Genomic DNA, 26,032 nt, shown 5'->3' with positions numbered 1-26,032 from the left:
CACCCGTACGGCGATCACGCGGGCCTCCCCTGGAACAGGGCGGAGAACAGCTCAGGGGCGTAGTCGGCGGCGGTGCGCGGCGCGTCCTGCACGGCCTCGCGCACGGCGGGCTCCGCCTTCTGGAGCGACAGCCGCACCCACTCGGGGACCCGGCGGCTCACGCTGACGACCTCCACGGCGGCCCGCAACCCGTCCTCGTCGTCCTCGAACAGGTCCGCCTCGGGGACGACCTCGGTGATCACCCGGTCGCCGGGCTCGGCCATCCGGCCGAGGGAGGCGAGCACGAGCCCGGCGATGGTCTCGTAGTCGTCGCTGTCCGGCAGGCGGACCCCGGTCGCCCGCTCGACCTCGTCGAGGCGGAGCGTCCCCGGGACGTCCCAGGCGCCGTCGGTCCGTCTCACCACGCCGAGCGGCTCGGGGTCGTTCTCGTCCACCAGCTCGCCGACCAGCTCCTCGGCGAGGTCCTCCAGGGTGACCACGCCGGCCAGCCCGCCGTACTCGTCGATCACACAGGCGAACGTCTCGCCGGCGGCCGACATCCGCTTGAGCAGGACCGGCAGGGGCAGCGTGGCCGGCACGAGCATCGGCGCGCGGATGATGCCGCCGATCAGGCCGGTGGACGGCGAGCCGGCCCTGAGGTATTCGGGCAGCCCGGTCACGCCCACGACGTCGTCCGCGTCGGTGCCGAGCACCGGGTAGCGGGAGTGGCCGTGCACCCGCAGGCCGTCGAGGAGATCGCCGACCGGCCATTCGGCCCGCAGCGAGATCACCCGGGGCCGGGGGACCATGACGTCCTCCGCGGTGCGGTCGCCGAACTCCAGCGCCCGCTCCAGCAACTCGGCGAGCCGCGCGGGAAGCTCGCCCGCCGCGGCGGAGTCCGCCACGATGCGGGACAGCTCCTCTGGCGTGGCGCCGTGTTCGAGCTCCTCGACCGGCTCGATGCCGGCGAGCCGCAGGAGGCGGGTGGCGGCGGCGTCGAACAGGCGGATGACCGGCCCGGCGACCGCCAGGTAGACGACCGTGGGCCGGGACAGGAACTTCGCGACCGGCTCAGGCCGCGCGATGCCGAGGTTCTTGGGGGCGAGCTCGCCGAGGATCATCTGCACGATCGTCGCGATCACGACGCCCAGCGCCACGGCGACGCCGGGAACGGCGCCGCGAGGCAGCCTGGTGCCCTCCAGCGGGCCGCGGATGAGATCGGCGATCGCCGGTTCGGCGATGAAGCCGACCAGCAGGGTGGTGACGGTGATCCCGAGCTGCGCGCCCGAGAGCATGAACGACAGCCGTCCGGTGATGTCGAGGGCGCGCCGGGCGGCGGCGTCACCCGCGGCCGTCTGCTCCCGCAGCGCGGACCGGTCGGCCGCGACGAAGGCGAATTCCTGGGCGACGAAGAACCCCGTCGCGAGGGTGAGAAGGAGTACGGCCAGCAGGCCTAGGACAGCGCTCATGGGGCGCCGGCCGGGCGGTCAAGCGGTCCCGTGCCGAAGCACGGGCCGGTACTCCAAGGGTCCGGGACGGACACGAGGATCCTTTCGAGAGAGTGGTATACAACCGTAACGGCTGGGATGCGTCATGTGTTTCCGAGCCGGGCTTGGGGGCCCCGCTGACAACACACCCGCGTACCGTCACGATGGCGACGTACCGTAAAAGCGGGGGCGATACCCGCCGATGGCGGGGCCGGGAAGCTGAGGGGCTGGGAGACGACGTGGCGGAGGACGACGAGGCGACCCGTGCGATCCGGCGGCCGGAGGAGCCGCGGGCGGCGGCGGGCCAGCCCGCCCATCCGGTCCCGGACGGGGTGCGCGGCGAACGCGCGGACAAGATCGCCGATACCACCATCCCCCGCATGCGGTCCAAGGTGTACGGCAAGCCGCGCCCGGGAGACAGCCCGGTGCGCCCGCTCGGCGGAGAGCGGGGGCGGCGAGACGCTGAGGCGGCCGCTGACGCTCCGGGCGGCGGTGGCGACGGTAGAGGTGGCGGCGTGGGTCTTCTGGCTTCCAGGAGCCCCAGAGGCCCCCGGCGGACGGGCAGGACGATCCTCAAAATCGTGGTGATCGTGCTTGTCGTCCTGCTCGTGCTCGCCGTCGCCGGCTACTTCTGGATCGGCTCCCGCCTCAAGTCGGTCGAGTCGCTCACCGACTACAGCGGCCGCCCGGCGGCGACTCCGGGGGAGGACTGGCTGCTGGTCGGGTCCGACAGCCGGGCGGGGCTGACCGCCGCCCAGCGCAGGAAGCTGGCGACCGGCAAGGCCGTCGGGAAGCGCACCGACACGATGATGCTGCTGCACATCCCCTCGGACGGACGGCCGACGCTGGTCAGCCTGCCCCGCGACTCCTACGTGCCCATCGAGGGGCACGGCAGCGGCAAGCTCAACGCGGCGTACGCGTACGGGGGGCCGAAGCTGCTGGCCAAGACCGTCGAGCGCGTCACCGGCATCAGGATCGACCACTACATGGAGATCGGCTTCGGCGGGTTCGTCGGCATCGTCGACGCGATCGGCGGGGTCAACATCTGCGTGAAACAGCCCATCGACGACCCCAAAGCCGGGATCAACCTGAAGAAGGGCTGCCAGGACATGAACGGCGGCACCGCGCTCGGCTACGTGCGGACGCGGAAGACGGCCAACACCGGCCTCCCCGACTACGACCGCACGCAGCGGCAGCGGCAGTTCTTCGCCGCCGTGGTGCAGAAGGCGGCCGGCCCGGGCACGCTGCTCAATCCGTTCAAATCGGTGCCGCTGGGGCTGAGCGCGGCCGACTCGGTCGCGGTGGACCCGGACACCGGGCTGTTCAACCTGCTCTCGGTGGGGCTCGCCATGCGCGGCGGCCCGGTGACGACGGCCGTGCCGGTCGGGTCGCTGCCCACCATCAACGGCGAGTCCGTGGTCAAGTGGGACACTCAGAGGGCGACGCGCATGTTCGGCGCCCTGGCCGAGGACAAGCCGATCCCCAAGGACACCATCACCAAGTAGCCGCCCGCGCCGCGTTCAGCTCGTGCCCGCGCTGGTGCTCGCGATAGTGGCGGCGGCGCCGGCCGCGGCGATCGAGGCGTGGATGGAGGCGATCGTCTTGCGCACGGCGACCCCCGTGCGGTCGCCTTCGGCGATCTCCTTGATCCGCTTCTTGGACGCGTCCGGGAACGCTTTGCGGTCGAGCTTCGCCGCGTTCAGGATGGCCACCACGATGGCGAGATGCTCGTCTGGCTCGGCTCCGGCGAGCACGCTCTCGATCCGCTGCCGCAGCTCCTGCTCGGGGCCGGGGTCGAGCTCCGGGTAGCGCCTCGTGGGGAAGAGACCGAAGACCTTGGTCTGCTGCTCGCTGAGCACGCCGCGCTCCGCGAGGCGGGTGAGCAGCCGTCCGCGCAGTTTGCTGGATCGCAGCTTGCCGACCCACCACTCCGGCTTGCGCTCCTTGCGCTCGCCGGCGATGCGGGCGAGCACGGCGTCGAGCTCGTCGTCGCCGACGGGGGCGGAGTCCGTGACGTGCACGGTGGTGCCCTCGAAGTCGAGGCGGCCCTTCAGGGCCAGCTCCGCCAGCACGGCGCCGCCGAGGGCCGATTCCAGCTCGATGGAGCCGATCTTGGATTTGCCGGTGTCCTCGCGGTAGGCGAGGAGGAGGATCTCCTCCGCGATAGTCAGGATCACGCATTCGACACTAACGCGCGGTGTCGCGCTCGCGGCGGAACGCAGGCCCGGTGGGGGTCTCGTGAATCGAACCGCTACGGGTGCTTTAGGCGGATTCGGCGGTGAGGAGCCAATCGTCGAGCTGGTCGTGGTCGGTGGTGGTCTCGATCAGCCGGCGCTGTTCGTCGCTCAGCTGGAGGCCTCGTGCGGTGAGCACTGTGAGCACGGCAGCCGCCTTGCCTCCGGCCTTGCCGTCGGCGACGCCTTTGCCGTAGTGCTCTTTGGCGAAGGGGCTGTACACGAACCAGGCGCTCGTGGCCATCAGTGCCTCCAGCGGCGGACGAGTTCGGGGTGTTCGCGGACCAGGTCGTTGGTCGCGTCGTGGCGGGGGCCGGGCATATCTCCGTACGTTGTCTAACGGTTACGCTAAGTGTCGGCCGATCATTCGAATCGTGGATCACAGCCCGTGTACTCACCGTCGCTGAGTGACCGCACCGCCTTTGGCGGCCTGCCCCCGCGTCTCATGACGTCATGCGCCCGGCAGTCGATCGGGGCCCACTTCGCGAGAGAATGACTGTCTTGTGGAGATCTCACGCGAGCTGCACGCCATCGGGCGGCCGCTCCTCGACGCGCAATTGGCGCATCCGACGGTGAGGGGCATCGCGGCGGGCACCCTGCCCGAGCCCGTGTTCCGGTCGTGGCTGGAGCAGGACTACCTGTTCCTCCTCGACTACGTCCGGGTGTTCTCCCGGCTGGCCTGGCAGGCCCCGGACGCCCATCTCGGGGACCTGGTCGATCTGGCCCACTCCACCTGGCACGACGAGCTGGACCTCCACCGGTCGCTGTCCGCCGAGTTCGGCGCCGATCTGGCGGCGGCTCGCAAGGGGCCCGCCTGCGCGGCGTACACCTCGTTCCTGCTGGAGTCGGCGGCCGACTACGCCGAGGGGCTCGCGGCGCTCTACCCCTGCATGTGGGGCTACTCGACGCTGGGCGGCATCCTGTCGCGGACCCCGCCCGCCGAGCCGCGCTACCGGGCGTGGGTCGACACGTACGCGGACCCCGGGTTCGCGGCGCTGGCCGCGCGCGTGGCTGTGATGATCGACGAGGCGGCCCCGGACCCGGCGCGGGCCAGGGAGCTGTTCACCGAGGGCATGCGCCACGAGCTCGCCTTCTGGGACGTGCCGCTGTAGACCCCTGTGGACATGCTGTGGACACGCGTCGTGCAGGCGGACCGGCCGGGTTAATGTGGGGGCATGCCGGAGCTGCCCGAGGTGGAGGCGCTCGCCGAGTTCCTGCGCGAGCGCGCCGTCGGCCACGCCATCCTGGGCGTCGACGTGACGGCCTTCCAGGCGCTGAAGACCGTCGACCCGCCGGTGACCGCGCTCGGCGGCCTGGCCGTGACCGGTGTGGGCAGGCACGGCAAGTTCCTGGACCTCGACTGCGACGGCCTGCACTTCGTGACCCATCTCGCCCGGGCCGGCTGGCTGCGCTGGCGTGAGGACCTGTCGGGGGCCAAACCGGTGCGTCCCGGCAAGGGGCCTCTCGCCGTGCGCGTACGGCTGTCGCCCGGGGAGGACGGCAGGGCGCCCGGTTTCGAGCTCACCGAGGCCGGCACCCAGAAGCGTCTGGCGGTCTACGTCGTGCGGGATCCGGGAGAGGTCCCCGGTGTCGCGAGCCTCGGCCCGGATCCGCTCGCCGAGACGTTCACGCCCGGCGCGCTGAAGGCGATCGTGGACGGCAACCGCACGCAGATCAAGGGGCTGCTGCGCGACCAGAAGATCATCGCCGGGATCGGCAACGCGTACTCCGACGAGGTGCTGCACGTCGCGAAGATGTCGCCGTTCAAGATCGCTTCGACGCTGACCGACGGCCAGATCGCCGATCTGCACGAGGCGATCGTGACGACCCTGCGCGACGCGGTGGGGCGGGCCCGGGGGCTGGCCGCCAAGGACCTCAAGTCGGAGAAGAAGTCGGGCCTGCGGGTGCACGGCCGTACCGGCGAGAAGTGCGAGGTGTGCGGCGACACGATCCGTGAGGTGTCGTTCGCCGACTCGTCCCTGCAGTACTGCCCGACCTGCCAGACAGGCGGCAAGCCTCTCGCGGACCGCCGCCTGTCCAAGCTGCTCAAGTAGGGATCACAGCGACCAGGGCAGGGTGATCGACTTCTCGCCGATGAACCCCACGATCCCCGCCGACGTGTACGAACTCGGCGGTCTCGGCCTGCGAGGCGTTGCCGAACCGGCCGAGCGTCCTGGCGGGAAAGACGACGGCGTCGCCCGGCCACGTCTGGTAACCGTGCCGACCGGAAAGAGCCATGACCATGGGCTCCAGCCTGGGAAGCCGGGCCGGTCTGTCCCCGGCGGGGGCCACAATGAACGCATGACGATGCCCGAAATCGCCGCGAAGGCCGTCCCCGAGGACGCCTACCTCCTGGACGTCCGCGAGCTCGACGAATGGCGGGCGGGCCACGCCCCCGAGGCCGTTCACATCCCGCTGGGCGACCTGCAGGAGCGGGTCGGGGAGCTACCGGCCGACCAGCCGCTGTACGTCGTGTGCCGGGTCGGCGGGAGGTCCGCGCACGCCGCCATGTGGCTCAACCACATCGGCAGGGAGGCCGTGAACGTGGACGGCGGCATGCAGTCGTGGGCCGCCGCCGGCCGCCCCATGGTCAGCGAGACGGGGGAGCCTCCCTTCGTGGCGTGACATCGCTCCGCGAGTGCGCCGCTCCGGCGCCATCACGGGTCACCGACCATGGACTCCGCACGTTCCACGACCGATCCGGCGCGGACGTGGCCTCACCGCTGATCGGCGGGGCCACGTCACCGGCGATCACCGTCGCCGGGCGGCTCAGAGGTGACCGTCCCTCAGGCCACGGCGCCAGTGGCCTCCGGCGAGTTTGGCCGGGTTCACCACCCACATGAGCTGGTCGATGCCTTCAGCCGAGGCGCTTATGGACAGAAGCGCGGTGACGGTCTCCCCATGCGAGATCAGCACGCCCGGCCGTCCGTTCGCCTCGACCCATGAGACCGTCGTGCCGGGCCAGAACCGCGGGGAGAACGCCACGATGACCTTCGCGACGCGCGTGCGGCCGGCCACGGGTATCCGCGCGGCGCCGCGTACGGCTCCCCCGCTGTCGGAGTAACTGACGACGTCCGCGGCGAAGAGCTCCTCCAGAGCGACGAGGTCGCCAGTCCGGGCCGCCGCGACGAAGGCCTGCAACAGGCGCCGATGCTCGGCCGAGCTCACCGGGTTGCGGCGCTCGGCGGCGATGTGCTTGCGCGCGCGGCTGACGAGCTGCCGGGTGTTCGCCTCGCTCAGCTGGAGGATCGCCGCGATCTGGCCGTACGGGTAGTCGAACGACTCCCGTAGGACGTACGACGCGCGTTCCGTCGGCGAGAGTCTCTCCAGCAGCAGCAGGACCGCGAGCTCCAGCTCGTCGCCTCGTTCGGCCCCGGCTTCGGGATCGGCGCCGGTGTCCACCGGCTCGGGAAGCCAGGGGCCGACGTACGTCTCGTGCCGTCTCCGGGCGGACTGGGCGGCATTGATGGCCAGTCGCGTCGCTATCGTCGCGAGGAACGCCGCCGGGTCTTTCACGGCCGTACGGTCCGTGGTCTGCCAGCGGACCCAGACCTCCTGCACGATGTCCTCGGCCTCCGTCGTGCTGCCGAGCATGCGGTACGCGATGCCGAAGAGCCGGGGACGCACGCCGACGAAGACCGCGGCGGCCTGATCGAGACCGTTCGCCGCCCGCGGCTCCCCCGAGTGCATGATCGTGCCTGCCCCCTCCGCTCCCTGCCAGCTTACAAAGGGTGCGGCATGCGGCATTTTCGCGAGTGGGCGGCGACGTGCCGGGCCGGCAGGCGGAGCACGAAGCGCGCCCCTCCGCCGTGGGCGTCCTCCACGTGCAGGGTGCCGCCGTGGGCGTGGGCGATGTCGCGGGCGATCGTCAGGCCGAGGCCTGCGCCTCCGCGCCGGCGGCATCGGGCGGCGTCGAGCCTGGCGAAGAGCTCGAAGACGCGCTCGCGGTCGCGGGCGGGGATGCCGGGCCCGTCGTCGGCGACGGTCAGCTCCGCGATCGCGTCCTGCCGGCGTACCTCGACCTCTATCGAACGCCGGGCGTGCCGGCCGGCGTTGTCGAGCAGGCTGGTGACCAGCCTGCCCAGGTGGCCGGGGACCGCGTTGACGATGACCGCGGGCAAGGTCCGCAACCGGATGCCGGGGCCGCCCGGCCGCGGCACGGCGTGGGCGCGCACGGTGGCGGTGAGGTCGACGGGCCGGAGGCGGGGAATCGCGCCCGCCTCGACCTGGGTGAGCAGGAGAAGGTCGGCCAGGATCGCCTCCAATCGGCCGACGTCGCGCAGTGTCGCGTCGAGGAGCCGGGGCAGATCCGTCTCGGCGGCATGCAGCCGGGCCTCTTCGAGCTGAGCCCGCAGCCCGGCCAGGGGAGTGCGCAGCTCATGCGCGGCGTCGGCGGCGAACCGGCGCCTCTGGGCCGTCTCCGGCCCGGTGGGCGTGGTCGAGGTCATCGCTCACTCCTCGGAAAGCCGGCGGGAACGTCCCGTTCCACCGCCTGCGGGCTCGGACGAGGCCGGTCCGGACAGGGTCCGGGTTCCGTTCGCGCGTCGTCGTCGAGCTGTTCGTCAGCTATGACAGGGCAGCCGCCCGGTTCGTGACACTTTCCGTGCCAACTTTTCCGGCGGAAGGCGCGTCTCATCCTTTATGGGAATGTTGTTTCGCGGCACCGCTGCGGCCGTCGCCTTCCTCGTCACCGCGGGGCCTGCCGCCGCCGACGCCGTGGCGCCGGCCGGCGGGTGGAGCGTCGTCCATGACGATCACCGCGATTCCTACGACGCCGTGACGGTGACGCCGGGCGGGGCGGTCTGGGTCGCCGGGACCAGGCGCTCGGGCGGATCGACCGGCACAGAGTCGCTCCTGTTGAAGGGCGGCCGGTCCACCTTCAAGCGTGTCACCGGGCCGGGATTCCGGGTGAAGCGGCTGACGTCGGCGTCCGACACCAGGGTCTGGGCGTTCGGCGCGTCGCGATACGCCCGATGGGACGGCAAGCGCTGGCAGGTCAAGCGATGGCCCTACGGCCGGGTGGATCGGGCGAACTCCATCGGCAAGAACCTGTGGGTCATCGAGAACTCCAACACCTTCCCGTCGGCCGGTAAGGCCGGGTGGAAGGCGCGGTCCACGCTGCGGCGCCTGGTCGGGTCGGTGTGGCACAAGGTCCCCACGCCGATCGTGGTCAAGGGACTCGACGCCGCGTGGGCGGCGGGCTCGGTGCGGGGCAGGGCGGCTCTCGCCCACTGGACCGGCAAGGTCTGGCGCACGGTCCCGATTCCAGCGATTCCGTCCGCACACGCGGGCCAGATCTCGGAGCTGACGGATGTCGCGCTCGACGGTGAGACCGGCCGGGTGATGGCCGTCGGCTGGGTCGCCTGGCCGTGCGGCGGTGCGAAGCACCCCTTCTGCGGTGAGACTCTGCTGCTGTCCGGCTATCTGAACCACTTCACCTTCGAGGTCCATGATGAGGCGGGCATCCAGCCGCACGCCCAGGCGGAGCCCGACGGCAGAGGCGGGGCCTGGATCGTCTACGACGCCAAGGGCGGAGGCAGCCGGTTCCTGCACATCGGCGTCGACAGTGTCGAGCCGGGCGCCTTCCCGGCTCCGCCGAAGCAGAAGCCGTCCGTCCGTGATCTCGCCATCCAGCCGGAGAGCGGTTCCCTCTGGGCGGTCGGTGCGGCGCCTTCCGGCCGTGACGGTGTGATCTGGGCCAAGCGCCCCTGAGCCGGCCGCCTGCCGGTGGCCGATCGCGGACAAATAGGGCATCATTGGGGCGCGAGTTGGGATGATCCTCCCATCTCGCCATGAAATCCAACGCGGGAGCTCGGGGACACCGGGCTGAGAGGGCAGTTGATCCACTGCCGACCGCATGAACCTGTCCGGGTAATGCCGGCGTAGGGAGCGTGTGATGACCTCTGCCCTTGTCGACCCCGCCCACGCGGAGGTCCCCCTCACCCTCGACGAGAAGGCGCCCAGAACCCTCGGCGTCCTCGACCAGAGCGCGTTCTGGGCCAACCTCGGGGTGAGCCTCCTCGGCTTCTCCGGGGCGCTCTTCCTGCTCGACCCGCTCGGCGGCAAGCCGCTGACGTTCACGGCGGCCGTCGTCGCCGCCGTGGTGGGCAGCCTGATCGGGACGGCCATGGTCGGCCTGGCCGCGATTCCCGGGGTCCGGACGGGCCGGCCCGCCATGGTGCTGCTGCGGGGCCTGTTCGGCGCCCGCCTGTCGTACGTGCCGACCGTGCTGAACATCGTGCAGATGATCGGCTGGGGGGCGTTCGAGCTGTGGGTCATCTCGACCGGCGCCCGGGCCGTGTTCGGCACCGCCGTGCCGTACGGCGTATGGGTGGTCCTGGCCGGTGGGGTGACGATCGCGCTCACCATCCGGCCGCTCGGCGCGGTGCGGCTGCTGCGGCGCTACGTGACCGCCGGCGTGGTCGTCTCGATGATCTGGCTGTCGGTCGCCCTGTTCAGCCGCGGGCCGTCCCTCGCGGGCGGCTCGTGGGAGGCGTTCGCCCCCGCCGTCGACTACGTGATCGCGCTGTCGGTCTCCTGGGTGCCGATGGCGGCCGACTACGCCCGGCACTCCCGCTCCAGCGGCGCCGCCTTCGGCGGGGTGGTGGGCGGCTACACGATCGCCCAGGTCGCCTGCCTGGCCCTCGGGATCGCCGCGCTCGCGCTGGTGGGCAACGACGCGAAGCAGGTGTGGGACCCCTTCGTCGCCGCGCCGCTCGGGGCCCTGTTCTTCGGCATCCTGGTGCTGCGCGAGGCGGACCAGTCGTTCGCCAACGTCTACTCCACCACGGTGTCGATCCAGAACCTGGCGCCGCGCATGGACCGGCGGGTGATCTCCGTCGCGATCGGCCTCGTCACCGTCGTGATCGCGCTGTTCGTCAACGTGAACTCCTACGCCGCCTTCCTCAGCGTGATCGGGGCGGTCTTCGTCCCGATGTTCGCCGTGCTCGTGGTCGAGTACTTCCTGCTCGGGGGCGCATCGCGCTGGAACACCGCCGACGACGCCCCGTCGCGGTGGCTCATGGTCGTGCCCTGGATCCTCGGGTTCGCCGCGTACTGGATCGTCACGGCGACACCCACCGTCGGCTGGTGGGACCACCTGTGGACCGGCGTTCGCGAAGGCATCGGCTTCGCCCATCAGCCGTGGATGAACGCCGCGCTCGCCGCCTTCCTCGTGTCGGCCCTGCTCACGATGCTGATCGGGCTGCTGCGACGGGAGCCGGCCTGACGGTGCGGGTGGCCAGGGCGACGCCCGCGCCGCTGACGGCGAGACCGGCGACGGTGAGCGCGCTCAGCGGCTGCCCGAGCAGCGCCCAGGCCATCAGGGCGGTGACCGACGGCGTCAGGAAGAACAGGCTGCTCGCCCGGCTCGCCTGCGACCTGCGCAGGAGCAGGTAGAGCAGGGTGAAGGCGCCGATCGAGTTCACCAGCGCGAGCCACAGCACGGCTCCCGCGAACGGTCCCCACGCGGTCACCGCCGGGTGCTCCAGCGTGGTCGTGAGCACGCCGATGAACGGCACACTGGCCAGCAGTTGCACGGCCTGGCCGCTGCGCAGATCCATGCCGGGGCAGAACCGCTTCTGGTAGAGCGTCCCGAAGCTGAGCCCCAGCAGGCCCGCGACGCAGAGCAGCACCCCGCCTCCCACCGACGAGATCCGCTCCGCGACGGCGAGGACGACGCCCGCCGCTCCGAGCGCGAAGCCCATCGCCTGCCGCCTGCTCACCCGCTCACCGAGCAGCGGCACGGCGAGCAGCGCGGTGAGCACGGGGTGCAGCCCCTGGACCAGGGCCGCCACCGCTCCGGTGACCCCCAGCGACATCGCCGTGTAGAACGCGCCGAACTGCACGGCCTGCAGCAGGAGCCCGGCGACCACCACGTGCCCGAGCGCCCGGCCCCGGGGCCACGGCGCGCGCGTGACCAGCGCCACGGCGGCCAGCAGCATGCCGGCGAGCGCGAACCGGCACAGCGTCAGCAGCAGCGGGGGCGCGGCCCCCAGGCCGATCACTCCCGCGATGAAGGCGCTGCTCCACAGCACGACGAACGTCCCGGGGGTCGCCGCCTCCGCGAGCCGCCTCGCCCCCTCCGTCCGGGGCCGCTCCGCGACTCCCACGCTCTCCCCGATCGTCATGCGCACACCTCCGATAACCGCCCAAGACGGTTACCACGATGGAGGGCTGCGAATAACCTGTCAAGGCGGTTATGGTTGAAGGGTGTTCACGTTCTGGAGCGGCAACCTGGCGCTTGACTTCGCCGGCACGGTCGGGCACAGGGACGACGAGCGGGTCGAGCTGCTCGGCACGCCGGGCCTGCTCGCCTCCTGGGTCGTCGCGGCCGGGCTGCTGGACCTCCCTCCGGCCGTCGACGAGGACGCCCATCGCCTGGCCCTGCGGCTCAGGGAGGCCGTCTACCGTCTCGGGGTCGCGCCGCTGCGCGGCCATGACCACGAGCCTGGCGACGTGGCGCTGGTGAACGAGCTGGCCGCCGGTCTCCCGGTCACGCCGGCGCTCGTCCAGGACGGCGAGGGGCTGCGGCTGCGCCGTACCGGCGATCTGGGGCACGCACTGGCCTCGATCGCGCGTTCGGCGGCCGGCCTGCTCGGCGGCCCCGACGCCGCGCGCGTGCGCCAGTGTGAGCGGCCGATCTGCACCCGCCTCTACGTCGACACCTCACGCGGAGGCTCGCGCCGCTGGTGCGACATGCGCGAGTGCGGCAACCGCGAGAAGGCCGCGGCCTTCCGCTCACGCCACCGGCCGCCATCACCCCGCGCGGCCGGGGGCTGAGGGCGCGGACCCGGCCGGTTCCCGGGTCCCCACCCGGGACGGTCAGGTGAGCGCGCCTTCGAGGCGGAGCAGTTGTTCCTTGGCCGCCGCTCCTCCGGCGTACCCGCCGAGCGAGCCGGGGCCGTCCACGGCGCGGTGGCACGGCACGAACAGGCATACCGGGTTGCCCGCCAGGGCGTTGGCCACGGCGCGGACCGCCTGGGGCCGCCCGATCCGCTCGGCGAGGTCCCGGTAGGTGGTGACGCTCCCGTACGGCACGGCGAGGGTCATCTGGGTCACCGTCCGGGTGAAACCACTGGAGAGCTGAGGGTCCACCTGGGTGGAGAAGGCTCGCAGGCGGCCCGCGAAGTACGCGTCGAGCTCGCGCCGCACCGGGTCGAGACGGCGTGGGTCGGGGCCGATGAACGAGCCGAGCGCCCGGGACACGCGGGCGAAGACGGCGTGCTCGTCGTCGTAGCTGCACGTCACGACACCCCGCGCGGTCACCGCGAGGACGAGCCGCCCGACCGGCGTGTCGGTGGTGCCGAAGGCGATGTCGGGAGGCGCCTCCCCGACATACCCGGGGGAGGTTATGCGGAGCAGGGCTTCCAGGTCCCCGGTGGACATCGGCCCCACTTCCTCTCGCTCCCCTGGGGGCAGCGTATCGGAGCCGCCGCGAGCTGGCGGAAAAGCCCAAGATCAAAAGGTGAAAGACGGCACGATGGTGACGTGGGTGACTTCAGCGGTGACGACGACGAGGGCAGCCTCGCCCGCGCCGTCGTCGCGTCCTCCCCCGACGCGATCGTCGCCGTGGACCGCGACCAGGCCGTCCTGACGTGGAACGGCGCGGCGGAGCGGCTGTTCGGCTGGCCCGCGGCCGAGCTGCTCGGCAGGCGCGCGCCGATCGTGCCGGACGAGCTGGTGGCCGAGCACAACGCCGTGCTCGAACGCGTCCGGGCCGGCGGCCGGGCGTCCCTGTGGACAAAGCGCTTCCAGCGGGACGGCGGGCTGCTCGACCTGAGGGTCGACACCAGCGCGCTGCGCTCGCCGAACGGCGCGCTGCTCGGCTACGTCAGCGTCTACCACGCGGCGGAGGACGACGAGGCCGCCCAGGGCAGGGCCACGCGCCGGGCCCGGCTGGTCCGGCGGCTGACCGACGTCGTGGGCGACATCAACGCCGAGCTGGACCTGCCGGTCGTGCTCGACCGGATCGCCGCCAGCCTCACCGAGCTGACCGGCGCGGACGCCGGCGGCATCGCGATGATCGAAGGGGACCGGCTGCGGCTGGTCGCCGTCCACCGCCTCCCCCAGGCGCTGCGGGGCGTCACGGCCGACCTGCGCACCAGCCTGGTCGGCAAGCTGCTGCGCACCGGCAAGCCCGTCCTGCTGGAGACCGGCAGCGAAGAGCTGCGCGACCTGATCTGGGCACGCGTCCCCGGGCTGCACACGATCGCGGTGGGTGTCGCGGCGGTCGGCGGCCGCCCGTATGGAGCGCTCTACGCCATGTTCGGCCGCGGCAAGGCGGGCCATCTGGAGCTGGAGCTGCTCGAACTGCTCGCCGGGCACGCCGGCATCGCCGTCGGCAACGCCATGGCCTACCAGGACGCCGTACGGCAGCGCGCCCACGAGCGGGCCGTCTTCGACGCCAGCGCGGACGGCATCGCCGTGCTCGACGGGGCGGGCGGGGTCACCCAGTGGAACCCCGCGGCGGCCGAGCTGACCGGCCTGCCCGCCGACCGTGTGATCGGCGGCCCGCCGCCGTTCCCGGTGCCGGAGCCGGGGGAGAAGCTGACCTTCCAGCTCCCCTCGGGACGCTGGCTCGACGTGCTCCGCGCGGAGATCAGGGAGACGGGGGAGATCGTCGTCGACTTCCGCGACGTCACCCGGTCCAAGGAGCTGGAGGAGGCCAAGGACCTGTTCCTTGCGACCACCAGCCACGAGCTGCGCACGCCGATCACGATCGTGCACGGGTTCGCCAGCACGCTCGACTCCCGCTGGGAGGCCCTGTCCGACGCGGAGCGCCGGGCCGCCGTCCACACCATCGCCGAGCGTGCCCGCTCGCTCGGGCGGCTCATGGACCACCTGCTGCTCGGCGCCCGGGCGGGCGCCGACGAGCTCAAGGTGCGGGTCGAGGTCGTCGACCTGGCGGCGCTCGTCCGGGTGGCCACGCTCGGGCTGCCCGCCTTGTCCGAACGGCACCGCGTCGAGGTGGACATCCCGCCCGGGCTCCCCCCTGTGTACGGTGACCCGCTGGCGACCGAGATCCTGCTCGGCCAGCTGCTGGAGAACGCCTTCAAGTACTCGCCCGACGGCGGACTGATCCGGGTCGCCGCCAGCCGTGACGACGCGAAGGTGGTCCTGGTGGTCGACGACGAGGGGGTGGGCATCGCGTCCGCCGACCGGGAGCGTGTCTTCGAGAGGTTCGTCCAGGCGGACAGCGGCGACCGGCGCAGGTTCGGCGGCGTCGGGCTCGGCCTCTACATCGTGCGCAGCCTCGCGCGGGCCCAGGGAGGGGACGTCACCGCGCTGCCGAGGCCGGGCGGAGGCACCCGCATGCGGGTCGTCCTGGACGTCGCTCCCCTATCCGAAGCGACACACCGAAGTGGTAACGGCGTCACCTCCTAAGAGCTGATCTATTGTCCAATGTGCACAAGCTGTGATCGGAGCACGGTTTCCCCGTGGATCGAACGGGGCATTTCGGTCCTAGTGGGGCTGATCTCCTTCTGGGAGAACAGAGTCGGGGAGGTGAGTGCGTCGAGCGTCGTGATGCTGCCGTACGCACCGTCGAGCGTCGCCGCCGCACGTCAGCGCCTCGGTGCCGAACTGCTCGCCGCCGGCCTCATCGACTCCTCCGTCGACGACGTGGTCCTCGTCATGAGCGAGCTGCTGAGCAACGCCCTCCGGCACGCGCATCCCCTGCCCTGCGGTCACCTGCAGGTGGCCTGGACCTGCTCGGACACCCAGATCGAGATCGCCGTCAGCGACGGCGGGGCGCACACGGAGCCCCGGGCCGGCCGCCCCACGCTCTCCTCTCTCGGCGGCCGGGGGCTGGGCATCGTGGAGTATCTGGCGGACCGATGGGGAGTCCGGCACGACGACCACTCGACCACCGTCTGGGCCGTCGTCACCGCCGCATGGGAAGGCCGAAACAGTCGGAACGGTGCGACCGGAATTCCCGCCCTGCGTGAGGTGGGATGACCGCCCGTCACCGGCCGAGCTGACCCTCAGCCGGACCGGCCGTCACCGGCCCGGCTGAATTTCACGTCAGGAGGCGCAGGCGAGGCGCGCGCCGCCCCAGTCGCCGTGGTCGTTGCCGACGCCGTCGCCGCCGTCGGTGATCCGCAGCTCCATCTGCTCGCCGCCGCTGACGTCCGCGGACAGCGCCTCCGCGCCTCCGCCTCCGGTCAGGACGCCGGTGGCCGCCTTGCGCTGCCCGTCGACCCACACCTCGAAGGCCACCGAGCCGTTGACGCCCGTCTCGTCGTCGACGCCGACGTCCGCACGGAAGGCGGTGCACCGGCCGCCGAGGTCCACCACGATCCGGGAGACGGCGTGCGCGCCGAAGCCCTTGTCGTAAGTGATGCCGCCGATCGTGAGCTTCCTGCCGTCGCCGGCCGGCTGCTCGGCGTTGCTCTGGTCCTTCTCGACCGGTCCCCAGCCGTTCTCCGGCGCCGTGTACGGCATGTCGCTGACCCACGCGTACCCCTCCGCGAGCGGAGCGCGGATCGAACCCGCCGCCGTCACGCTGAACGGGAAGCCCGCCGACGTGCCGGTCACGGTGGCGGTCAGCCCGTAGTCGCCGTAGTCGGTGCCCGCCGGAGCGGTGACGGAGAAGACGGCCTTCCCCGGCGTTCCGGCGGCCACCTGCCCCACATCGGCGGAGGCCGGCGTCACCGTCCATCCCTGGGGCACGGCCAGGGCGGCCCTGACCCCGCTCACACCGCCCGCGCAGCGGGCGGAGACGGTGACCGTGACCTGCTCGGCCTGCCCGGGCCGGATGTTCCCGTCACTCGTGACGGCGGCGTCGGGCGGGCACGGCGCCGCGGCCTCGGAGTCCACGACCCCGCCCGCGTGGACCTCCTTCGCGGTGAGCGGGCGGAGCGTGAGCGTGTAGTCCTGGGTCTTCGTGGCGGGCACGCGGAACGGTTCCTGCACCGAGTTCGGCGTCTCGCCCATCCCGGTCTCGCCGGCCTCCGCGTGCAGTGTCACCCACCCGTCGTTGCGGACCAGCGGGAGCTGGAAGTCGTACTCAGCGCGGTCCAGCTCGTCGTACGGCGTGACGCTGACGTCGATGTCGCCGTCGGCACGGCCGACGAGGAGCCCCGCCTTGCCGTTGTTCAGCGTCGCCCACCGGGCGGCCGTGTGGTTGCCGTACGCCTGCGGCCGGGAGTAGCGGACGTACTCGCGGTCGACGTCGCTTCTCCAGGCGTCGGTGAAGGCGCCGCTCTGCCTGTCGTTGTAGGTCTCCTGCGGCCCCTTGCCGTAGTAGGTGAACTTCTTCATCGACGCCGGCACCTTGACCTGGACGCCGACGCGCGGCAGGTACGGCAGGGCGCCCAGCCGGGAGCCCTGCGGGACGACCCGGTGCTGGAGCGTGACGGTCCCCTGGCCGTCGATCCGGTAGCGCATCGTCTGCTGGAACGACAGCAGCGCCTCGGCCCCGGGGGCCGCGACCGTGCTGCGCACGTCGACGACCGCCGCGCCGTCGGCCGTCGACGTCTCCACGCCGGTGACCTGCGTACGGAGCCGGTCGAGGCCGACCTGATGCCAGATCAGGCGGTCCGCGACGCCCCAGTCGTAGGTCTCGTTGCTCGTCGGCGGCCGGTAGGCGTCCAGCTCCGGGCCGGTACGCAGCAACTGCTGCCCGCCCGCGTCCATGGACGTGAGCGTGCCGGTGGCCGTGTCGAACCGGTACGTCCAGCCCTTGCCCGACACGGTGACACCGGTGCCGTCACGCCGCAGCGTGGGGCCGGTCGCGCCGTCGCCTGGCGGGATGACGCCGGGGACGATCCGGCCGCCGGCGGAGAACTGGTTCCAGCCGTACCGGTAGCCCTGCGGCGCCCAGCTCGGCCGCCGCATCGGGATCGCCTGCACCTGGAGCCATCGCTGCCGGTCCTGCGGGTTGGCCGGCGCGGCCCCGAAGTCGAGGTCCACGCTCTGGCCCGGGCCGAGGTGCACGTCCCGGGTGCCGGAGCGCAATGTGCGGTCCACCTCCTGGAGCGACCAGCGCACCGTGAAGTCGAGCGTGGTGGCCGGCTCCTCGTTGAGCACATGCACGCGGCCCGACGACGGGTTGGCGCCGGTGAAGCGGACGGGAGCCTGGGCCCACGCCATCTCGGCGGTCTCCGGCTGCACGTAGCGGTCGGAGCCCACGAGACCGTCCGTACCGGACAGGCTGCGGCCGAGGCTCAGGAAGTCGCCCTTCCGGTCGAAGCGGTCGAAGTCGAGCGCCAGCACCGCGCGCGACGCCGGGTCGTCGCCGGCGGACAGCTGTCCGGCGGTTAGCGCCGAGTCGTAGACACGCGCGTCGTCCACGAGGCCCCGGCCCATGCGGGCGCCCCCGAAGTTGTCCTGCTGGGTCTCGGCGTTGTGGCCGATGCGGACCTCGTACAGGCCGGGGTCGATCGCGCCGGTCTTGGCCGCGGTCGCCGCCTGCTTCCCGTCGATGTACAGCGTGAGCGCGGCGCCGTCGTAGACGCCGGTCACCCGGTGCCAGACGCCGCCGTACCAGTCGGCCGGCACCGCGGCCCTGACAGTCGTGCGGCCGCCGCCCGCTGTGACGCCGAACTGCAGGGTGCGCTCGTCACGCATCTCCAGGCCGTACGCCTGGCCCTTGGTGAGGATGGGGAAGCTGCCCGCCCACGCCCCCGGCTGGACCCACGCGTCGAGGGTCACCGCCGTGCCCGCGATGTCCAGCCTCCGGTCGCGGAACACGTCGACGAAGTCGTCCAGGCTCGACAGCCGTACGGCCTGGCCGCGGTGGCCGGGGGCCGGCTCCGGCTTGCCGACGAGGAACGTCTGGATGTTGTTGCGTGAGGAGTCGGGCGTGAAGACGAGCGGCTGGCCGATGTTCGCCTCGGCCCAGTCCCAGATGAAGCCGCCCTGCAGCGAGGGATATCGGCGGACGAGGCTCCAGAACTGGTCGAAGTTCCCCAGGCCGTTGCCCATCGCGTGGGCGTACTCACCGAAGATCACCGGCCGGGTCGCCGTCTTGCCCATCGACTCGACGTAGCTCGGCGTGGGATAGCGCGGCCCCCACACATCGGCGTACGGCGCGTCGCCGTTGGGGTCGTTGGACTGGTGGTAGAGCAGCCGGGTGGGCTCGTTGGCGTCGGCCCACTCCGCCATGGCGAAGTGCGCCGTGCCGAGGCCCGCCTCGTTGCCGGTGTCCCACATGAAGATGCTCGGGTGGTTCTTGTCCCGCTGGACCATGGCCTGGAAGCGGTCGGCGAAGGCCGCCTGCCATTCGGGCTTGGAGGCGAGGCAGACCGACGGGCACGACTCGTGCGCGTGGGTCTCGATGTCCACCTCGTCGTCGAGCCACAGGCCGTAGCGGTTCGCCAGGTCGTAGAAGTACGGGTCGGACGGGTAGTGCGACGTGCGGACCGCGTTGATGTGCAGGCCCTTCATGAGCTCCACGTCACGGATCATGGCCTTGCGGCTCACGTGCCGCCCGGTGTCGTGATCGGTCTCCGACCGGTTCGTCCCCTTGATCAGGATTCGCTTGCCGTTGACGAGGACCTGGGCGTCCCGCACCTCGACCTCACGGAAGCCGACGGCCTGGGAGGTGGTCTGCACCACCTTGCCCTGCGGGTCGAGCAGCTCCAGCACCAGGGAGTAGAGGTTCGGGGCGTCGGCGCTCCACTTGGCGGGGCCGGTCACCTGCGCGGTGAGGGTCGTGCGGGCGGTGGCGCCCGCGACGTCCGCCTGGCCCTCGACGGTGGTCACCTTCGTGCCACGCCGGTCGACCAGCGTGCCGCGCACGGTGTAGCGACCGGCCGCGCCGGCGGCGGCGTGGTCGAGGTCCACCCGCGCCGTCAGCGTCGCGTCGCGGTACTGGGCGTCCAGGTCGGTGGTGATGTACGCGTCGCGCAGCCGGGTCTGGGGCGTGGCGTAGAGCCACACGTCACGGAAGATACCGCTGTACCGCCACTGGTCGTAGTCCTCCAGGTAGGAGCCGGAGCCCCAGCGGTGCACCTGGACGGCCACCCGGTTGGCGCCGGGCTTGAGCGCGGAGGTCACGTCGAACTCCGCCGGCGTGTAGCCGCCCTGGTCGTAGCCGATGTAGCGGCCGTTGACCCAGACGAAGTAACCGCTGGTGACGCCCTCGAAGCGGAGGAAGACCCGCCGGCCGGACCAGTTCTCGGCCACGTCGAAGGTCCGGACGTACGCGCCGGTCGGGTTCACGTCGTGCGGCACCCGGGGCGGGTCGTCGGGCCAGATCTCCTCGGGGACGTTGCGGAACATCGGGTGGTCGATGAAGTCCGACTGCCAGGTGTGCGGCACCGAGGCCTTCGGCCACTTGGAGACGTCGTACCCGGCCGAGTGGAAGTCCGCCGGCACGTCGTCGGGGCGGTTGTACAGGTTCAGCCGCCATTCGCCGTTCAGCGAGGCGATCCACGGCGAGCGGGCGCTGTGCTCCGCCGAGTCCCCGGCCGCGCCGCGCGTGTCCGCGTACGGCCGCAGCACGCTGTGCTGGGGCTGCTGCCCCTCGCCCAGCATCTGGGGGTTCTCCAGGTAGCGGTAGACGGCGGCGGCGTCGGCCGGGCCGCCGTCCGGAGAGACCGGCGTCGTCGGGTCCGTCGCGCCGGTGGTCGGAGACGCCGACGGTGATGCCGACGGTGACGGTGTCGGTGTGGGGGACGGCGCCGGTGACTCTGTTCGTGTGGGCGACTCGGTCGGCGTCGGCGATGCGGTTGAGAGGGACGCCGCTGTTGCGGGGGACGTCGGCAGGGCGCCGGGGATGAGGGCCAGGGCCGTGAGGACGGCGACGGCGCATCCGCGGGACCTGGCGAGACGGCGGGAACGAAGGGACATCGCCACTCCGGGGGACGTTGGGCGGTTCCTGTGACGTTCTAACTGGCCGGGCTGACAAGAAGTGACATCTGCAGATACATAACATCGAAACGTTTCGAGGTACAAGTTCTCCGTTTATGCGCCTTAAGCGTCCTTTCGGACGTCTGCTGCGGCATAGGTGCATTCGTTCGCTGGTGGAGAAGCCGTGGAAGGGCCTGCCCCGGCAATGGAAACGCGCCTTGACCAGCGAATATGACCGTCATCGGCCGTCGCGGCGTCGGGGTGCCGAGACGGCGAATCACGGGCGGAGCCCGGGCACACGACGGATGCCGGGCCGGAGCGCCCCGGTTACGCGGTGCGAGGGTAGAGCAGGGCCCTTTCCGCGGTCGTCCAGGCCGACGACACGAGCAGGTAGACACCGGCCGCGAGCGGGAGCACCGTCGCGGCCGCGACCGTCGCGAACGGCAGCACGACCAGCACCCGCCGCATGGGCGCCGCGGGATCGACCCGGCGTGCAGTGATCCCCGCCACCACGACGAGGAGCGCGAACAGCCCGAGGAAGACGAGTGCGGGGGCGCTCCACAGCCCGGCGCCGGCGAGCACCGCACCGGCGTGCTCGCCGAGGGGAACGCCGAGCACGCCCTGCCCGAGCAGCAGGTTGGGATGGCCCGCGATGACCGCGGAGGTGAACAGCCGGTACGTCACCATGATGAACGGCGCCTGCGCGAACGAGGGCAAAAGGCCGGAGAACTGGGAGGCGCCCTCCGCGGCGTACAGGGCGTTGACCTCCCGGATCAGGCGCTGCGGGTCGTTCTTCCACTTCTTGCGCAGCTTGTCCGCCTGCGGTGCGAGGCGCAGCCGGATCCGCTGGGCGCGGGCCACGCGGATGCTCAACGGGAGCAGCAGCAGCCGTACGGCCAAAGTGAACAGGACGATCGCGAGCCCCGCACCGGCGAGGTCGCTGAGGGAGTGGACGAGGTCGTAGGCGGCGGAGAGCACGAAGCCGGGCATGGGGAAGCCTTTCGTCTGGGTGAGGACATGACGAAGGCGCTCGTGATCAACGGGTGATCAGGCGAGCGCCGGGCTTCCCGATGGGGCTCTGGGTCTGGGACGGCCTGCCGTACCCGGATCACGGGATCTGACGAAGACCACATGGTCGCGGTAGGTCCGGCCGGCGGGGGCGGGCTCGGTCGCGAGGGTCCCCGCGAGCCGGCCGAGCATCCAGGCGAACAACAGGACCGCGACACCGGCCATGCCGAGCATGGCCAGCAGGCCGGGCCCGGAGGACCCGGCCGCCGGCCCGGCCAGCAGCCAGGCGAGCGATCCGATGACGGCCTGGACGGCGCTCATGTCAGCGCGACAGCTTCCCGATGAGGGTGATCGCTGCGACGACGACGAGTGCGATGAAAGCGAACAGCAGCAGGAACTTCAGCGTCGCGAACAAGGCGGGAATCACGAATCCGAACACCAGCCAGATGGCGAGGATGATTCCCACGACGGCGAGAGCGGTACGGGCCATAACCACAAGGTACGCGGCGCGACCGACAACCGCGAGCTTGATCGAAAGGTGATGCCGAAACGTTCGCAGGGCCGGTGAGCCGTCCACCTCACCGGGCGCCTTCCACGCGCAGCCTGCGTTTCACGTGAATCATGCCGATTGGGCATGAGTGGCCCGTGCCTCTTACGGTGTGATGACGGGCATCGGAGCGGGCTCGGCGTGGCCATACCGTGGGGGTGTGCCTCCTGAGGAGTCCGATGCCCGATGAGTGGAAACCCTCCCGCCCGCGTCCTCGTGGTCGACGACGACCCGACCGTCGCCGAGGTCGTCGCCCGCTATCTGGAGCGTGACGGCCATGAGGTGGAGTGCGTGGGCGACGGCGCCGAGGCGCTGCGGCGGGCCCTGGCCGACCCGCCGGACCTGCTGGTGCTCGACCTCATGCTGCCGAAGATGGACGGCCTTCAGGTCTGCAGGAAGCTGCGCGAACGGTCCCCCGTTCCGGTGATCATGCTGACCGCCCTGGGGGAGGAGATGGACCGGGTGGTCGGCCTGGAGACGGGTGCCGACGACTACGTGACGAAGCCGTTCAGCCCCCGGGAGCTGGCCCTGCGCGTGCAGTCCGTGCTGCGCCGCGCCCGGGGGGCCCTCAGCCCCACCGGGACGGGTGTGCTGCGCGACGGCGACCTCGTGGTGGACGTCGGCGCGCACGAGGTCCGGCTGGGCGGCACCGAGATCACGCTCACCGCGCGCGAGTTCGACCTGCTCGCCTACCTCCTGCGCAACCCCCGCCAGGCGTTCAGCCGGGCCGCCCTCCTCGACCAGGTGTGGGGCTGGTCGTTCGGCGACTCCTCCACGGTGACGGTCCACGTGCGCAGGCTCCGGGAGAAGATCGAGCCGGATCCGACCGATCCCAGGCGCATCGTGACCGTCTGGGGCGTCGGCTACCGCTACGAGCCGCTCACATGATCTTCCAGATCATCGCCGTCACCGCCGGGCTGGGCCTGGCCGTCGCGGGCCTCGGCCTCATCCTGCTGCGCGTGGTGCGCGGCCGGTCGATCGGCGTGATGCTCGCGATCGTCGCCGTGGTGACCGTGGTGGGCTCGCTCGGCGGAGTCGTCGCGATCACCCTGGCCATGGTCATCGACGGCCGGCCGAAGGACATCGTGCTGACCGTCGTGACCATCGGCGGCCTCGTCGGGCTCGTCGTCGCGCTGGTCGTCGCGAGAAGGGTGGTGCTGGCGAGCAGGCGCCTCGTGAGCGCGCTGGAGGGCGTGACGCCCTCGGGGAGGTTCACCCCGCCGGACGGGCCGCTGCCGGCCGAGCTGCAGACGATCAGCGCCGCCCTGGAGCAGGCGTACGAGCGGCTGCGGCTGGGCCGGGAGCGCGAGCGGGCCCTGGAGAGCGCCAGGCGTGACCTCGTCGCGTGGGTCAGCCACGACCTGCGCACCCCGCTGGCGGGGATGCGGGCGATGGCCGAGGCCCTCGAGGACGGTGTGGCGGACGATCCGGACACGGTGAAGCGCTACCACGCCCAGATCCGGCTGGAGGTGGACCGTCTGTCGGGCATGGTGGACGACCTGTTCGAGCTGTCCCGGATCCACGCCGGGTCGCTCACGCCGTCCCGGGCGCGGATCGGGCTGGGGGACCTCCTGGCCGATGCTTTGGCGAGCGTGGAGCCGCTGGCCCGGGCGAAGCCGGTCCAGCTCACCGGGGAGGCCGACGCGGCCCTGCCGGTCAACGCCGATTCCGAGGAGCTCAGCCGGGCCGTACGGAACCTCATGGTGAACGCGATCCGGCACACCCCGCCGGGCGGGAGGGTCTCGGTGCGCGCGGTCGCGGAGGACGGGACGGCTCGCCTGTCCGTCCTCGACGGCTGCGGCGGCATCCCCGAGGAGGACCTCCCGCGGGTGTTCGACGTGGCTTTCCGGGGGGAGGACGCGAGGACTCCCGGCCCCGACCGCGGCGCCGGGCTGGGCCTGGCCATCGCCCGGGGGATCGTGGAGGCCCATGATGGCGAGATCGGCGTGGCCAACGAGGGGCCCGGCTGCCGCTTCGAGATCCGCCTCCCCCTGGCCGCCAGCGCCTGACTGTCACCCGGCCTGACCGCCGCTCTGCCTGGACGGCCATCCCGGCAGGACGGTCATCGCCTCGTTGGCCAGGCGGCTCGGTTCCACCGACGCCACAGGCGCCTGGTCTTGCGATTTTCGCAACCGGTGCATAGTATTTGGTCATGGCCGAGAACACCGCGGCGGCGCGAGTACGTCAATTGATAGCGGACAGCGGCCTCACCCAAGCGGAATTCGCAGCCAAGACGGGGCTGGACGCATCCAAGATGTCCAAGTCCTTGTCGGGCGTCAGAAGATTCACGTCGCTGGACCTGGCCAGAATCGCCGACTTGTGTGGCGTATCCGTGGACTGGATCCTCGGCGCTGATCCCTCCACGCCTTCCATGGCCGCACGCACTTCGGCCCCCGCGACGTCAGCCGAGAGGGCCGTCCGCGAAGCTGAACGCCTTGCGCAGATACGAGCGGACCTCGCTTTCCTCGGCTACCGGCAACAGGTGCCGACCTTCGAAACCACCCGACGGTCAACGCGCTGCGTCGACCAAGGTCACGACCTGGCCGTCCAGGCCGCTGAGCATGCGTCAAAGCGGGGAGTGACACTCTGGCGAACAAGGGATCTGGCCGAAGCCGTCGAGGCCGCGTTCGGCGTGGATGTGGGAATCTGCCGCCTGCCCGACGGTTTCGACGGGTTGGCGTGGGCTGACGAGAATTCATCGCTGATCGTGGTCGGCACCTCCGAAGTCCCCGCACGCCAGAGGTTCACCATTGCGCACGAGCTGGGACACCTCCTTGCTGGGGATGACCAGAAGGTATGCGTGGATGTGGACATCCACGATTCCGACCATAAGCGCAAGCCTTCCGAGATACGCGCCAACGCGTTCGCCGCGGAACTGCTCCTACCGGCGCGGATGCTCCGCGAGGAGGCCGAGCGCGCGACATGGACACGCGAGGCCTTCGCCGAGTTTGCCTGCCGGCTCTGGGTCTCCCCGAGCACTCTCGCTTGGAGACTGTTCAACCTCGAACTGATCGACCGGAGTTCGTGCGACTCTTTCAGAGCGTTGACGGCCTGGGATGCCGCAGGGCTGGCAGGAGCCGTCGAGTTCCTGGGCGAGTGGATCCAGTACACATCCCATCCGCGGGTCCCCCTTCCTCTGGTGCGCACCACGTTCCAGGCGTATGCGGAGGGAAAGGCGACACTACGTCCATTCGCCAATTTGATCGGTGTGGACACGACCGTGTTGAGGCAGGCCATCAGTGACCCGAGAGAGGACTCCCCGCTCGCGTCATGACGTTGTACTGGTTTCCCGACAACACGGTGTTGTGCAATTTCGCATCCGTGGCGAGCCTTCCGCTCCTGCAGCAGATCCTGCGTGGCCGTGGGCGCTGGACTGAGGCGATCGCATACGAAGCAAGCCGCTCGGCGCGCATCCACCCCGCCTTGAGCGGGATAGCGACAGCAGGTTGGCTTGGGGAGCCGATCGAAATCGACGATCCGGACGAGGTCGATCATATCGAACGAGTCCGGCGAGCCGTTTTCGGTGGAACGCCGCAGGAGCCGTTGAAGCATCTGGGTGAAGCACAGACAATCCATGTGCTCCGTAATCGGAAGGAGTACGAAGGGTCGTACTGGATCACCGATGATCACGACGCTCGCGACTACGCCCGCCGGATCGGAATCGTGACGCGGGACACGGCAGAACTGATCAGTGAGGGTGTCACTGACGGATGCTGCACCCGGAACGACGGCTTCAAGTTGCTTCAACTCATGGAGCAGCAAGGCAGACGACTTCGGATTCCGCCGAACCAGGCGCACCTGTAGTCGCCCCTATGAGACGCGTCTGACCTGGTAGGCCAAAGGGGTCCGGACGGTGGTGAACTCGATGCGCGTCACGGGCCCTCGGCGGGATGTGCCGCCGCGCGCGGGGTTGCTTCACATCGTCGATTGGTGCAAACAAGGGATGCACGGCCGCAAAAGGGGCGTATGCAGCCGGAGGC

Annotated in this window: 24 protein-coding genes and 1 riboswitch; of the genes, 13 read left to right on the top strand and 11 right to left on the bottom strand. The window is 71.2% G+C overall.

Translation table 11 applies throughout. The annotated features are described in order from the left end of the window. Window positions 1-14: 14 nt before the first annotated feature. Window positions 15-1,448 carry a hemolysin family protein gene (locus tag AB0B72_RS20255; RefSeq protein WP_367740383.1) on the bottom strand — a complete coding sequence of 478 codons (1,434 nt, stop codon included), beginning with the start codon at window positions 1,446-1,448 and terminating at the stop codon, window positions 15-17. A 257-nt stretch (window positions 1,449-1,705) separates the two neighbouring features. On the opposite strand from AB0B72_RS20255, the gene AB0B72_RS20250 reads away from it, so the two are divergent. After that, window positions 1,706-2,971 (top strand): LCP family protein, encoded by a 1,266-nt coding sequence (locus AB0B72_RS20250; protein ID WP_367740382.1) that lies wholly within the window; start codon window positions 1,706-1,708, stop codon window positions 2,969-2,971. 15 nt (window positions 2,972-2,986) lie between these two features. On the opposite strand, the gene AB0B72_RS20245 is transcribed toward AB0B72_RS20250, so the two are convergent. Together AB0B72_RS20245 and AB0B72_RS20240 are read right to left on the bottom strand one after the other, a co-directional pair. Next, window positions 2,987-3,643: a GPP34 family phosphoprotein gene (locus tag AB0B72_RS20245; protein ID WP_367740381.1), complete on the bottom strand. Its 657-nt coding sequence runs from the start codon at window positions 3,641-3,643 to the stop codon at window positions 2,987-2,989. A gap of 85 nt (window positions 3,644-3,728) precedes the next feature. Beyond that, entirely contained in the window at window positions 3,729-3,944 is a 216-nt protein-coding gene (locus AB0B72_RS20240; RefSeq protein ID WP_367740380.1) for a hypothetical protein, read from the bottom strand. A gap of 259 nt (window positions 3,945-4,203) precedes the next feature. Here AB0B72_RS20240 and AB0B72_RS20235 point away from each other — a divergent pair, with 259 nt between their 5' ends. The 3 genes from AB0B72_RS20235 to AB0B72_RS20225 all read left to right on the top strand — a co-directional run bounded on the left by AB0B72_RS20235 (window position 4,204) and on the right by AB0B72_RS20225 (window position 6,325). Then, window positions 4,204-4,812, top strand: coding sequence for a TenA family protein (locus AB0B72_RS20235; protein ID WP_367740379.1), 609 nt, complete (start codon window positions 4,204-4,206; stop codon window positions 4,810-4,812). A gap of 63 nt (window positions 4,813-4,875) precedes the next feature. Continuing rightward, window positions 4,876-5,754, top strand: a complete 879-nt coding sequence (locus AB0B72_RS20230) for an Fpg/Nei family DNA glycosylase (protein WP_367740378.1) — start codon at window positions 4,876-4,878, stop codon at window positions 5,752-5,754. 247 nt (window positions 5,755-6,001) lie between these two features. After that, complete coding sequence (locus AB0B72_RS20225; protein ID WP_367740377.1) at window positions 6,002-6,325, top strand: rhodanese-like domain-containing protein; 324 nt, start codon at window positions 6,002-6,004, stop codon at window positions 6,323-6,325. A gap of 144 nt (window positions 6,326-6,469) precedes the next feature. Here AB0B72_RS20225 and AB0B72_RS20220 read toward each other — a convergent pair whose 3' ends face one another. Both AB0B72_RS20220 and AB0B72_RS20215 read right to left on the bottom strand, forming a co-directional pair. Then, window positions 6,470-7,390, bottom strand: coding sequence for an RNA polymerase sigma-70 factor (locus tag AB0B72_RS20220; protein WP_367740376.1), 921 nt, complete (start codon window positions 7,388-7,390; stop codon window positions 6,470-6,472). 32 nt (window positions 7,391-7,422) lie between these two features. After that, window positions 7,423-8,148: a sensor histidine kinase gene (locus AB0B72_RS20215; protein WP_367740375.1), complete on the bottom strand. Its 726-nt coding sequence runs from the start codon at window positions 8,146-8,148 to the stop codon at window positions 7,423-7,425. A gap of 193 nt (window positions 8,149-8,341) precedes the next feature. Here AB0B72_RS20215 and AB0B72_RS20210 point away from each other — a divergent pair, with 193 nt between their 5' ends. After that, window positions 8,342-9,412 carry a hypothetical protein gene (locus tag AB0B72_RS20210; RefSeq protein WP_367740374.1) on the top strand — a complete coding sequence of 357 codons (1,071 nt, stop codon included), beginning with the start codon at window positions 8,342-8,344 and terminating at the stop codon, window positions 9,410-9,412. A gap of 82 nt (window positions 9,413-9,494) precedes the next feature. After that, window positions 9,495-9,606, top strand: a riboswitch (TPP riboswitch). Then, window positions 9,597-10,928, top strand: coding sequence for a cytosine permease (locus tag AB0B72_RS20205; protein WP_367740373.1), 1,332 nt, complete (start codon window positions 9,597-9,599; stop codon window positions 10,926-10,928). (Overlaps the previous riboswitch by 10 nt.) Here AB0B72_RS20205 and AB0B72_RS20200 read toward each other — a convergent pair. Continuing rightward, window positions 10,888-11,829 (bottom strand): DMT family transporter, encoded by a 942-nt coding sequence (locus tag AB0B72_RS20200; protein WP_367740372.1) that lies wholly within the window; start codon window positions 11,827-11,829, stop codon window positions 10,888-10,890. The genes AB0B72_RS20205 and AB0B72_RS20200 overlap by 41 nt on opposite strands. A gap of 82 nt (window positions 11,830-11,911) precedes the next feature. Between AB0B72_RS20200 and AB0B72_RS20195 the strand changes: the two genes are divergently transcribed. Then, complete coding sequence (locus tag AB0B72_RS20195) at window positions 11,912-12,481, top strand: ABATE domain-containing protein (RefSeq protein ID WP_367740371.1); 570 nt, start codon at window positions 11,912-11,914, stop codon at window positions 12,479-12,481. Between the two features lie 42 nt (window positions 12,482-12,523). On the opposite strand, the gene AB0B72_RS20190 is transcribed toward AB0B72_RS20195, so the two are convergent. Beyond that, window positions 12,524-13,087, bottom strand: a complete 564-nt coding sequence (locus tag AB0B72_RS20190; RefSeq protein ID WP_367740370.1) for a methylated-DNA--[protein]-cysteine S-methyltransferase — start codon at window positions 13,085-13,087, stop codon at window positions 12,524-12,526. 102 nt (window positions 13,088-13,189) lie between these two features. Between AB0B72_RS20190 and AB0B72_RS20185 the strand changes: the two genes are divergently transcribed. Continuing rightward, window positions 13,190-15,085, top strand: coding sequence for a PAS domain S-box protein (locus tag AB0B72_RS20185; RefSeq protein ID WP_367740369.1), 1,896 nt, complete (start codon window positions 13,190-13,192; stop codon window positions 15,083-15,085). Window positions 15,086-15,205: 120 nt separating this feature from the next. Further along, entirely contained in the window at window positions 15,206-15,658 is a 453-nt protein-coding gene (locus AB0B72_RS20180; protein WP_367740368.1) for an ATP-binding protein, read from the top strand. Between the two features lie 66 nt (window positions 15,659-15,724). Here AB0B72_RS20180 and AB0B72_RS20175 read toward each other — a convergent pair whose 3' ends face one another. From AB0B72_RS20175 to AB0B72_RS20160, 4 genes are all read right to left on the bottom strand, one after another. Further along, a complete protein-coding gene (locus AB0B72_RS20175) occupies window positions 15,725-20,497 on the bottom strand; it encodes a glycoside hydrolase family 2 TIM barrel-domain containing protein (RefSeq protein ID WP_367740367.1) in 4,773 nt (1,590 codons plus the stop codon). A 327-nt stretch (window positions 20,498-20,824) separates the two neighbouring features. Then, a complete protein-coding gene (locus tag AB0B72_RS20170; protein ID WP_367740366.1) occupies window positions 20,825-21,487 on the bottom strand; it encodes a YidC/Oxa1 family membrane protein insertase in 663 nt (220 codons plus the stop codon). Window positions 21,488-21,544: 57 nt separating this feature from the next. Then, on the bottom strand, window positions 21,545-21,826 hold the full coding sequence (locus tag AB0B72_RS20165; protein WP_367740365.1) for a DUF6412 domain-containing protein: 282 nt from the start codon (window positions 21,824-21,826) through the stop codon (window positions 21,545-21,547). A gap of 1 nt (window position 21,827) precedes the next feature. Continuing rightward, entirely contained in the window at window positions 21,828-21,995 is a 168-nt protein-coding gene (locus AB0B72_RS20160; protein WP_367740364.1) for a hypothetical protein, read from the bottom strand. 243 nt (window positions 21,996-22,238) lie between these two features. Between AB0B72_RS20160 and AB0B72_RS20155 the strand changes: the two genes are divergently transcribed. The 4 genes from AB0B72_RS20155 to AB0B72_RS20140 all read left to right on the top strand — a co-directional run bounded on the left by AB0B72_RS20155 (window position 22,239) and on the right by AB0B72_RS20140 (window position 25,856). Then, the gene (locus tag AB0B72_RS20155) at window positions 22,239-22,940 is read left to right on the top strand and encodes a response regulator transcription factor (protein WP_367740363.1); all 702 of its coding nucleotides are present in this window, start codon (window positions 22,239-22,241) and stop codon (window positions 22,938-22,940) included. After that, window positions 22,937-24,061 (top strand): sensor histidine kinase, encoded by a 1,125-nt coding sequence (locus AB0B72_RS20150; RefSeq protein WP_367740362.1) that lies wholly within the window; start codon window positions 22,937-22,939, stop codon window positions 24,059-24,061. The genes AB0B72_RS20155 and AB0B72_RS20150 overlap by 4 nt, the downstream gene beginning before the upstream one ends. Before the next feature lie 143 nt (window positions 24,062-24,204). Next, a complete protein-coding gene (locus AB0B72_RS20145; RefSeq protein WP_367740361.1) occupies window positions 24,205-25,326 on the top strand; it encodes a helix-turn-helix domain-containing protein in 1,122 nt (373 codons plus the stop codon). Beyond that, window positions 25,323-25,856, top strand: a complete 534-nt coding sequence (locus AB0B72_RS20140) for a hypothetical protein (protein ID WP_367740360.1) — start codon at window positions 25,323-25,325, stop codon at window positions 25,854-25,856. The genes AB0B72_RS20145 and AB0B72_RS20140 overlap by 4 nt, the downstream gene beginning before the upstream one ends. Window positions 25,857-26,032: the final 176 nt, after the last annotated feature.

Origin of the sequence: Microbispora sp. NPDC049125 (genome assembly GCF_040802045.1) — a bacterium.
Lineage (GTDB): Bacteria > Actinomycetota > Actinomycetes > Streptosporangiales > Streptosporangiaceae > Microbispora.
The sequence above is the reverse complement of the archived record's forward strand: the minus strand, read 5'-3'. Positions and strand labels throughout refer to the sequence as shown.